This is a genomic window from Streptococcus mitis, from assembly GCF_005844455.1.
In the GTDB taxonomy this organism is placed as follows: Bacteria; Bacillota; Bacilli; order Lactobacillales; family Streptococcaceae; genus Streptococcus; species Streptococcus mitis_BF.
The window spans coordinates 1-11,102 of the sequence record NZ_SPGF01000062.1 but is presented as its reverse complement, the minus strand read 5'-3'; the positions used below and the strand labels follow the sequence as shown (position 1 = coordinate 11,102).

Sequence of the window (11,102 nt, the reverse complement as noted above, 5' to 3'; positions counted from 1 at the left end):
CGAGTACTAGCTATAAGCCAGTTGAACCATCTAATTTTTAGGAGGGCTGGGTGGCTAACTTCATTATAGAACTTTCAGCCTCAACCAATACTAAATGTAATACCGTTTTATTCTTAACTTTTTTCTTAGAAACGGCAAAAATTAAAATTCCCAGAGCAGCTAAGCTAGCACCAGCAACTAGGGCTTGCATCTCATTCTTGCTTCCAGTGTTGGGTAATTCCCCCAGTTGATTTTGAGAATTTAACTTATAAACAAGATAATAAGTCTTATCATCATTCTCCACGTATGTAGGAATATCATAGACAAGCTTATTCTGCTCATCTGATGATAGCTCTGACTCTGTCACATATTTATAGTGAACACCTTTAGTCTCTTAAGCTTCTACAGATGAACTAGCTAATACAGACATAAAAAATAAACTCGAAATCGTTGCAGATACAAGTCCTACTGATAATTTTCTAAATGAAAAACGCTGCTGTTTTTCACCAAAATACTTTTCCATTATTCCTCCTTGAAATAAAATTTATATTTACAATAGATTGAATCTAGAATAGGACACTGTGACTACTAAAACATTTCTAGAAATTAATTTGACTTTCCTAATCAGTTTGTTCACATCTTATTTCAATCTACTATAATTTACCGAAAAGTCTTAAAATTGAGTAGCGTTTTCATACTTTGTTTTATATATAAAATACCAAGTAGTAGTTTTGCAATTCCCTATTATTTTTTTGGATAAAATAACACCTACCATGGCATTTCCACGGTAGGTGTTACTTATATCAATAATCGTTCTAAAAATGGTTTGATGCAGTTGAGGAGAATTCCTTCTATCCAGCTTTCCTGTGCTGAGGATAGATGGTCTTCCTGAAGGCTTTCTTTAAGAAAATATCGGACTTATTCTGGTGAGATTTCAAACTCAAAAGCTTTCATTTTATAGAAAAAGTCTAGCAGATGGTCTGACAGATACTCGGTTGAAAAGGGAACTTCTCCACTTTTTCGATATTCTAATAAGAGGCGAGCAAATCGAGATTTTTCTTCAGGAAGCTCACGGAAATAGGAATTGAGGAGCCAGGTCTGCTTCTGCTTTCTTTCAATTGGATCCTGACTCGCAATTCGTTGGTCTTTTTCCAGCCCTTTTTGGTATTGTTCAGCTTTGATAGCCCGTTCTGTTCGATTTTTACCAAAAAGTATTTTCTCCCACTTGCGTTCTTCTTGAGTAAGGGTTTCTGTAAAGCCAAAGTAATCCTGATAAGCCCGCTCTGCTGGCCCCATAGCTAAGACCAGATTATCTGCATATTGCTTGGCGATTTTTCCCTCTTCTTGCGCTCTTTCTCTGCCTGGATACGGAGTTCGTGTTCGTAGTCAATTTTCTCCTTGCCTAGCTTGACAAGATAGAGTTGGTCATATGGTTTTCCAAGTAAAAAGGGCTTGATGCATTTTTCAAGGACTTCTTCCATGCGAGCCTTCTTCCTTGGCTCAGCCTTGGTCCAACTTCCTCCTTGAAAGACTTCTAAGAAAAGCTGATAGTCTCTCTCAGGCGCAAATTGATTACCGCGATTGGGTTTGAAAACATCTTTTTCCCAGAGCCGTTTTAGAAGTCGTTCGTCAAAGTCACTTTTATTGACCTTTATTTTTTCCTTTTTCTGGGCCTTTCTGGTCAGATTTTCAACCTTTTTGAGTAGTTTTTCTTCCTCTTCCAATTGCTGGTCAAGGCTTAATCGATGAAAATGGCGAACACAGTCGCTACCAATTGGAAAGAGGCGTTGGCCTGTGACACCGTTAAAGAGTTCGTAGGCGTATTTGATGGCATTTCCACAGACACAATTGCTACGGCCGATACCGTTAAAAATCAAGGAAACTTCATTCCATTCCTTGGTAGCTTGTTTCCAAGTATCCGCTTTTGAAGCCTGTAAAACTGCATCGTGCAAGGATTTTCGAACTGGAAGTGTCATGAGGTCTCCTTTCTAGATTATACTTTTACAACTTGAACATCGTCTTTACCGAGTAAAATCAAGTATTTCTCAATATTTTCAATCGAATAGGCTCGTGATAAAGCCTCTTCATAAAGAGATAATTGACCACGATAGCGGTCTATGAGTTGACTTGGCTCATTATAGCGGTCTGTCTTGTAGTCGAACAGAACGATTCTGTCCTCGTAAAGCAGATAGCCATCAAGGATACCACGGACAACGAAGTCTTCCTGACTCTTTTGATCTCGTTTGAGCATGGAGAAAGGCTGCTCGCGATAGAGATGGTCTGTATTGGCAAGAATTTCCTGACCAAGTGCTGTGTCAAAGAATGCAAGAATTTTAGCAAGATTGATCTTGTCTCTGACAGCTTGGCTGGTTTGAACTTGTTTAAGTGTTTCTGTCAGGCTAGCAAGTGTTGGTTGCTGACGAAGGTCAATTCTCTGCATAAGTTCGTGAGTGACACTACCAATCTCAGCTCCAGTTACCTTTTCTTTAGTTGAAAAATCTGGTAAATCAAAGCTGATTTGCTTTTCCGGTGATTGAGTTTGGTTAGTAATTTCTACCCCTTCTATATCCATAACTGGTTCGTAGAATTTCTTGATTTGACTTGGGGTTTGAACACTAGGAAGTTCAATGGCTGCGCGATGAAGCGTATTATAGACTTCCACCTCTTTCAGCATTTCAAGAGCTTCTTTGATGGTTTCAGACTGGCGGTTGTCTGCTTGAGAGCTATCTTGTAGAGGGCTCTTGTTTTCCAACTCTCCTATAGCTTCTCTAGTCAACTGGTCTTCGCCAACAAAACGGTAACTAAAGTTGAGATTGTCCTTGGCAAACACTTTGCTGATAGCCCAAAGCCAATCTTGGAAATTCCTTGCCTGAAGCCTAGTATTGCTATTTAGTTTTCCATTTTTAGTTACTGGGAATTCCTTGGCTTCCAGCTTTTCACGAGATGCCTTACCGACAAGATAGAGTTTTTTCTCAGCCCGTGTCATTGCAACATAAAGGAGACGCATCTGCTCTGAGTAGCTAGCTAGCTGTAATTCTTCTTCATTCTGTATATAAGTTAGGCTAGGAATGGAGAGTTTAATGGTTTTAGGATAATGATCTTCCACTGCTCCTGTTTCCATCTTGACAATGTATTTGACACCTAGTCCATTTTTTCGGCTGAGAATGACTTCTGACATACTGTCTTGTTTGTTGAAATCTTGATCTATATTGAGGATAAAAACGTAAGGAAACTCCAGCCCTTTACTCTTGTGAATGGTCATGAGCTCTACTGCATCTTTTGGCGGTGCGACAGCCACGCTTGCAAGATCGTGCTGGGCTTCTAAAACTTGGTCAATCATACGGATAAAACGAGACAAGCCCTTGAAATTGCTCTTTTCAAACTGGTCAGCCCGTAGAGCTAGGGCATAGAGATTGGCCTGTCTAGCAGGTCCGTTCGGCAAAGCCCCAACATAGTCATAATAAAAACGATCGTTGTAAATCTTCCAAATCAAGTCATAGAGAGAGTGGGTTTTGGCATATAAGCGCCAAGAATCCAAGATATCCATGAACTGATTTAGTTTTTCAGCTAGTTCTGTGTGAATCAAGTTTTTCTGGCTAGCTGCTTGTTTTTGAGCATTGACTAGTTTCTCATAGAGATTTTCTTGGATTTTATTCTCTGCTTTCTGAAGGGACAAACGTGCCAACTCGTCCTCATCAAAACCAAACATAGGAGACTTCATCAGCGCAACAAGAGCATAGTCTTGCAGGGGATTGTGAATGACACGAAGGGTGTCTAGCATGACTTGTACTTCTAGGGATTGGAGATAGTTGTTTTGCTCACCGTCGGTTTTAACTGGAATTCCGTACTCAGACAGGGCAAGTAGAATCTGGTCATTACGGCTCCTACTAGAAGTCAAAAGGGCAATTTCCTTAAAGGCTACACCTTTCTCTTGATGGAGCTTCAAGATTTCCTTGATGACTAGGCGCATTTCACCAGTTAGTTTCGGTTCTGTTTGGCTCTCTTCCTCCTCTCGCCCACTATCGTCCTTATCGTAGAGGAGAAATTCTGCCTTGTTGTCTGGATTAGGAGTCAGTTTGGTATTGGCAAAAACAAGTTGGTGCATGCTGTCATAGTTGATTTCGCCAACCTCTTGGTCCATAAGGCGTGCAAAAACATCATTGGTTGCAGACAGCACTTCTGAACTACTACGGAAATTTTCCTTGAGGAGAATCAGCTTGCCTTCTTGAGTATTTTGCGCATAGCGTTGGAATTTTTCATTGAAAATCTGCGGGTCTGCCTGACGGAAACGGTAGATGGACTGCTTGATATCTCCAACCATAAAGCGATTGTGACCATTCGACAGCAATTCCAGCATCCGTTCTTGAATGTGGTTGGTATCCTGATACTCATCGACCATGACTTCATGAAATCGTTCCTGATAAGCCTCGCGGACTTGTGGGAAATTCTCTAAAATCTCAATGGTGTAATGACTGATATCAGCGAATTCAAAGGCATTTTCCTGACGTTTACGTTCTCGATAAGCCTCCACAAAATCACTCATAAAGGTTTGGAAGGTTTTAGCTAGCTCCCAAGTGTCTTCATGATAATGTTCTTGGTAGTCGAGAATTGTTATCTGGTCTGCTAGTTTTCCTAGTTTAGCAAACTGAGCCTTCCTCTCATCGTTATAGGCATCAGCTAGTGGCTTCAAATCGGCCTTACGACTAGAATTAGCTAGAGCCCGACCGTTTTTCTCCTTAGAGATGACGACAACACGCGCAAGCACTGCTTGATAAGCCTGACTATCAGACTCCTGATTTAAGGAGCCAATTTCATCTAAAATCAACTGAACATTTTCTAGATAGGCAGCCTTTGGAAACTCCTTGGCATCATTATCCAGATGATAATGGAAGAAACTTTCCAAGTCCCAAAGGGCTTGCTGGATTTGATCAGCCAGTTTTTCTTTTTCACTAGTAAAATCAGCTTTTTCAAACCCTTTGAGGAAAGACTCGTTCAGCCATTTTTGGGGACTGCTGGTGGATTGAAGGAAATCATAGATTTTGTAGACTTGCTGGCGCAGACCTCGTTCATCCTTGCCACGCCCTGCAAAATTTTTCAGCAAATGACTAAAGGTCTCTTTCTGTTTACCTTGATAATGCGCTTCAAAAACCTCATGGAAGACTTCGTTTTTTAGAAGGAGTTGCTCGCTCTGGTTTTGTAAAATTCGGAAATTAGGAGCAATATCAATCAGATAACCATGTTTGCCAAGGAATTTTTGTGTGAAAGAGTCCATGGTTCCGATGGCAGCGTTTGGCAGGTCTGCCAACTGGCGTCCCAAGTGTTGTTTGAGATCGACATCATCGGTTTCTTGGATTTGTTGGCTGATTTTTTTCTCCAAACGTTCTTTGAGTTCTGTAGCAGCCTTGACGGTAAAGGTCGAGATAAAGAGTTGGCTGATTTCCGCGCCACGCGCCAATTGATCAAGAATGCGCCCTGCCATAACAAAGGTCTTCCCAGAACCAGCAGATGCTGAGACTAGGATATTTTGACCAGAAGTGTAGATAGCTTCGATTTGTTCGGCAGTTTTCTTCTCTTTCTTGTTCGAATCTGCTTCTACTTCTTGCAGTTTTTGAATTTCCTCCTCAGTTAAAAAGGGAATGGGCTTCATCGATTCAACTCCTCTCTAATTTTTTCAAGCCAAGCTTGCTTGAGTTTTTCTCCGATCAGACGCTTGCCATCAGCTAAATCTAACTTTTCTAGGAAGCGAGCTTGACCTAAATGGTAATTGGCTTCAAATCCTGTGATGGATTGGTGTTGCTGGACGTATGGGGCAATACTTCTGCCATTTTCAGTATAAGGATTGATGGCGAACTGGCCTGCTAAAATCTTCTCAGCTGCTTTCTTGTAAAGATGGGCATTGTAGTCCAGTAGGAGCTGGAATTCCTCATCTGATAGCTGGTTAGCCTTGTTTTTGTTGTAAAATTCGCCCAAGTGACTGCTTTCTTTTTCTAAAAAGAGGCCTTGGTATTTCATAGATTTGCTGGCTTCTACTACTGCCCCTGCCAGACTTTTAACGGCCATGAGAGATTGGACAGGTTCAGCCATTTCCAAGTACATGGCACCGAAAAAGTTCTGCTCCCCTTCTCTTTTTAGGGCAGCTAGGTAGGTTGGTAACTGGGAATTGAGTCCATTAAAGAAATGAGGAAACTGGAACTGAGTTAGACTAGACTTGTAGTCTACTACTCCTATCGCTCCATCAGCTTTCAAACGGTCAATGCGGTCAACCTTACCTCGTACAAAGACACTGCGACCATTATCCAATTGAATAAAGGCCTGCTCTTTCCCACCAAAGTTCGCCTCTTCTTTAATAGTCTCGATGGCTGGATTGTGGCGGAGAATGTGGCCAGTCGTCCGTGCAACATCAAGCAGAACTTCCTTGGTAAACTGGGCTTCCAAACTTTCCTGATAAATAGCTTCAAATTCGCGTTCCTGACTGGTTTCTTGAATAGCTTGTTCTAGACGTTGGTCAAAGGAATCTTCGTCAGGTAATTGCAAGGCCCGTTCAAAAATACGGTGCAAGAAATTCCCATGACTACGAGCATCTGGTCGCAGGCGCAATTCTTCCTGCAAGCCTAAAACATAACGTAGGAAATAACTGTATTGGTTACGGTAAAACTCCGTCAAACCAGAGGTAGACAGGTAAAACTCCTGATCAGCAGGATAGAGCGCTTGTAAGGTGTCCGTAGCCAACTGCTTACTACTTGGACTGGTTGGGAGGGCTGGATTTCCCAAACCTTGCTGGTCTAGTTTTTTACCCATCACACGCGCCAGAACCTTAACAAAGGTCAAATCTTGCTCAGTATCACTTGTCTCGCCCTGCTGGTGATAGGCAACCAGACTGGACAAAAGACTGTGATATGACCCCAGTTCTTCCTTAGACAGCCCCTTGCGATTCATCCTCTTCTCTTTTCGACTAAATCCAAAATGGACCAGCTCTTGAAGATAGGCAGATTCCTTACTTTCACTTTCATTAAAAAAGCTTGGAGCTGACAAGACCAACTGCTTGCGAGCAGAATTGATCAAGGAAAGTATGGTATAGCGATTTTTCTTGAGATTTTCACTGCTGGCAATCAGCAATTGCGCCCCTTCCGCTGTCGCTTGGTTTAAGTTTTGTCTTTCTTCGTCTGTCAATAGACTGGTATTTTGCGCTATTTTTGGCAAATTGTCCTGAGTCAGTCCAATGGCATAGACAAAGTCAGCTGTAAGTGGCGCAATCAAATCATAGCTTTGCACCAGAACGGTATCTACGGTTGCTGGAATGGTGCGATACTGAGATAGACTCATACCGGAATGAAGCAAGGACAAGAAGTCCTCCAGACTAACTTGTGAACCAGCAAAAACGGTCGCAAATTGTTCTAAAACATGACAGAATGCCTTCCAAACCTCGGCTTGTCTTTCCTGTTCAAGAGCTTCCATGGTAGCTGTCAAATTTTGCAACTGCTTGGTCACCGCTCCTTCTTTTAGAAAGCTATTCCACTTTTGCAAGAGATTTTCTGCCTTCTGCTTTCGGCTGGCAAATAGGGTTTCAAGAGGGGCTAAAATACGCAGACGAAGAGCATTTAAACGCCCTAAATCAAATTTTCCATGGTGGGATTTGGTGAAGGTTTGCTGAAAGGCTGGCAAGCCATTGATGCCAAGATAGCGTATATATTGCTCAAAAGCGTCAATATCAGCCTGGCTAAGGTCGGTATACAGACCTGTTCTAAGAAGATTTATCAAATCTTCCTGACGGAAACGATAGCGTTTCAAAGCTAAAATAGACTCGACAAACTGTGTCAAGGGATGATGAGCCATGGATTCGCTTCTACCAAGATAGAAAGGAATCTGATACTGGTCAAAAATCGTTTTTAGAGATAATTGATAAGAAGCTACATCCCCCAAGAGAATACGAAAATGCTTGTAGCTCAGGTCTGAGTTCTCATGCAATTTCTGACGGATGCTACGGGCTACCAACTCCAACTCTTCTTTTTGCGTCAAGCAAGACCAGATTTGTAAGTTTTCACGATCCTTCTCATCGACATCCAATGTTAATTCTGAAAAGTCATAAGAAGACTCCAGCAAACGAGAGACCTTGTCAAAACTATCCATCTGCTCATGAGTTTGAGAATAGTCCTGAGCAGGCGTTTGGTATTTAGAGGCTAGATGATGGAGAAACTCCACACTGGCTTGATAGAGATTGCCTTCAGCGAATGGACTGGTATAGGCTTTCTTGCTCGCATAAGCCCCAATAACAATATCAACTCCCTTGCCATGAAGTAAGTCCACAATCCGCTCTTCCTCAGCAGAAAAACGGGTAAATCCATCAATGACCAAGGCGATTTGAGTAAAATCACTACTTACCTTGTCATTCTCAATAGCCTCAATCAAATGGGACAACTGACTTCCCTGAGCTAACTGACCTTGATTGAGATAGGCCGTTACTTTCTCAAAAATCAAGAGTAAAGCTACTCGCTTGTCCTCGTCTGTCAAACTTTCCAAGTCTAAAAAGCTCATCTGAGCTTTTGTCATTTCATGATAAAGTTCAATCAACTGCTGGATAAACTGAGGATCCTGCTTAATAGCACCATAAACACGTAAGTCCTTGGGATCGAGTTCCGCAAGGCACTTGTAAAAGGCCATCCCAAGACCGATGTCATCTAGACTGGTTTTGACAGGTAGGTCATTCAAGACCAGGTAACGAGCCATTTGAGCAAAGCGCGTGACGGTAATCGCAAAAGAAGCCTGCTGGGGCAAGCATTCCAGCACGGCGCGTTCCTTTTCAAAAGAAAGAGAGTTGGGGGCAATGTAGAAGATCCGCTTGCCCGCGGTAACTAGCTCCTCCGCCTCTCTGGTTAGGATTTCTGTCAAAGAAGTCCGAATATCAGTATAAAGTAATTTCATCTCTGCCTCGTTGGAATTTTTGATTACCTTTTATTATACCATTTTTTAATTAAGCAATCCTGTAAATAATCAGTTCTTGCTCATCTGTTGAAAAGAAAATGCCGGAAAATTCCGACATTGTTTTAGTAAGCTAACTTCCTGAAAATAGGAGTAACCATAAGTTCCAGAAGGCAGTGATATTGATGAGGATATGAACCACTATTGGATAGTAGAGACTTTTTGTCATGCGATACAATAAAGCCAAAATAAGACCTCCACTAGCATAAATGAAAAAAGCAAGAGGTGTTAAAGCGAAATTGATATGAATACAACCGAAAATAATGGCAGAAAGCAAGACATCTCCGTACCAAGGTGAGTTTTTGAAAAAGGTTGTCATAAGCACACCGCGATAAATCAATTCCTCAGCAATAGGGGCGATGAAGCAAACTATGAGCAAGAAATAGGGTAATTCCTGTCGCCCCATCATTTCTATCGTTTCATTCAAAGAAATTTGATTTGAAGACGAGGGTATGAAATAAGACAAGAGGAAGTCCGACATATACAAAATGATGTAGCCCAGTAAAAGGTAGATAAAGTACCTCGGTTGCCACTTGAATTGAAAAGTTTTCTTTCCTGAAAAAACTAGTAGATAGATGACTGCTGACAAAAGAACACCACTTTCCAGCAAAAGTATAATCTGAAAAAACTCACGACTTGCTGGTAGATAGGACTTTGCGAGATGTTTGAAAAGCCTCCAAAACCAAGTTGATTTGTAAAAAATTAAGGACAATGCTAGTAAAATTTGAATAATCCGTTTTTTCATATTAAATCCTCTGTTTTCCTTGACTAGCTTATTGAATATAATGGTTTGTTTAATTGAATAGCCCCTACCCTTTTACCATTATCTTCTCTAACAAAGGAAGACCTATGATTAAGTTACTAACCTTGGATATAGATTGATTTCTCCTAAATGAAGCCAAAGCCCCCAAAAAATCAGGTGGTTTATACTAGACTAAAATCAAAAAACATCTTATAATAGTAGTTATGAAACTTACAACAGTACAAGTTCTTATGACCAAACAGCATACCGAGCAGGTAATACCTTCTATACGATGGGAAGTGCAGGATGGGATGCCATTATGGATAAATTACAAGAACTTGGAGTTGATAGTTCAGAACAGTTCAATGAAATGTGGAAAATTAATCAGAAATTTTTAGATAATCAGATTGTTAAAGGAAAAATATTTGAGTACACGGTCAATCCAACAACAATCCCTAGGAAGAAGTATGGATACCAAGAATTTGAGTATTTACAAAACAATGGTTACCATATAGTTGAATTAAACGAAAGGTTTAAAATGGTGAAATAAGATGTTAGAGATACGAGAAAAAATTAGAACGAGCAAAGGTTATCAAGTCTTAATTGAAATGCTTGATAGTTACTTTGGTCAAGATTATATTATTCGAAAAATTACTTATGATGATTTGGATCCGACAAGTTTTGATTTTGAGTTATCTGTGGATTTTCCCAAATTAAAGGGAGTGGATGTAGGTGTCGCTAATAGTGGTCCACGCCAAATGTTTCGTATAGGAGGAGACGGTTTTATTGGAATTGCTGTACCTAAGGAAGGGTGCTTAGGAGTTTTGACATCTGGTGAGAAAGGAGAAGGATTAGATAAAATTTTAGGAGACTCTAGTTTGCGTTGGGGAGCGGGATTAGATAATGTAGAAAGTGTCGATAAATATTTTGATGCCTTCAAAAAATACTATGATAGTCTTTAGAGAAAGATAAGGATGAAGATACGAGAAGAAATTAGAATAAGCAAAGGTTATCAAGTCTTAATTGAAATGCTTGATAGCTACTTCGGTCAAGATTATATTATCCGTAAAATTACTTATGATGATTTGGATCCGACAAGTTTTGATTTTCGCTTATCTGTGGACTTTCCCAAATTAAGGGGAGTAGATATTGGTGTTGGAAATAGCGGTCCACGGCAAATGTTTCGTATGGGTGGTACTGGTGTTATTGGCATAGCGGTTCCTAGTCAAAATGGTATAAGTCTATTAACATCTGGTAAAAGAGGAGATGGCTTAGCAAAAACTTTAGGAAATACTAAGTTACGTTGGGGGAGTCGTGTAGATAATCTGGAAGAAGTTAAGTATTATTTTGATGCTTTCAAAAAATACTATGATAATCTTTAAAAAGTGATAATGATGAAGATGCG

Annotated in this window: 6 protein-coding genes and 2 pseudogenes; 3 read left to right on the top strand and 5 right to left on the bottom strand. The window is 40.6% G+C overall.

Annotation, left to right across the window (positions count from 1 at the left end):
• Nucleotides 1–82: 82 nt before the first annotated feature.
• The 5 genes and pseudogenes from FGQ53_RS09975 to FGQ53_RS09955 form a co-directional block, all read right to left on the bottom strand.
• Nucleotides 83–502 (bottom strand): annotated as a pseudogene (locus tag FGQ53_RS09975) (YSIRK-type signal peptide-containing protein); the annotation flags it as partial.
• A gap of 275 nt (nucleotides 503–777) precedes the next feature.
• A pseudogene (locus FGQ53_RS09970) lies at nucleotides 778–1,955 on the bottom strand (hypothetical protein).
• 17 nt (nucleotides 1,956–1,972) lie between these two features.
• Nucleotides 1,973–5,626: a helicase-exonuclease AddAB subunit AddA gene (gene addA, locus FGQ53_RS09965; RefSeq protein ID WP_138338391.1), complete on the bottom strand. Its 3,654-nt coding sequence runs from the start codon at nucleotides 5,624–5,626 to the stop codon at nucleotides 1,973–1,975.
• Complete coding sequence (rexB, locus tag FGQ53_RS09960) at nucleotides 5,623–8,898, bottom strand: ATP-dependent nuclease subunit B (RefSeq protein WP_138338388.1); 3,276 nt, start codon at nucleotides 8,896–8,898, stop codon at nucleotides 5,623–5,625. Before rexB ends, addA begins: the two co-directional genes overlap by 4 nt.
• Nucleotides 8,899–9,028: 130 nt before the next feature.
• The gene (locus FGQ53_RS09955) at nucleotides 9,029–9,700 is read right to left on the bottom strand and encodes a CPBP family intramembrane glutamic endopeptidase (protein ID WP_138338385.1); all 672 of its coding nucleotides are present in this window, start codon (nucleotides 9,698–9,700) and stop codon (nucleotides 9,029–9,031) included.
• 289 nt (nucleotides 9,701–9,989) lie between these two features.
• On the opposite strand from FGQ53_RS09955, the gene FGQ53_RS09950 reads away from it, so the two are divergent.
• The 3 genes from FGQ53_RS09950 to FGQ53_RS09940 are packed head-to-tail and all read left to right on the top strand — an operon-like array spanning nucleotide 9,990 to nucleotide 11,079.
• Nucleotides 9,990–10,247, top strand: a complete 258-nt coding sequence (locus FGQ53_RS09950) for a hypothetical protein (RefSeq protein ID WP_171019137.1) — start codon at nucleotides 9,990–9,992, stop codon at nucleotides 10,245–10,247.
• 1 nt (nucleotide 10,248) lies between these two features.
• Complete coding sequence (locus tag FGQ53_RS09945; RefSeq protein ID WP_138338380.1) at nucleotides 10,249–10,659, top strand: hypothetical protein; 411 nt, start codon at nucleotides 10,249–10,251, stop codon at nucleotides 10,657–10,659.
• Nucleotides 10,660–10,671: 12 nt separating this feature from the next.
• On the top strand, nucleotides 10,672–11,079 hold the full coding sequence (locus FGQ53_RS09940) for a hypothetical protein (protein WP_138338377.1): 408 nt from the start codon (nucleotides 10,672–10,674) through the stop codon (nucleotides 11,077–11,079).
• The last annotated feature ends 23 nt before the right edge of the window (nucleotides 11,080–11,102 follow it).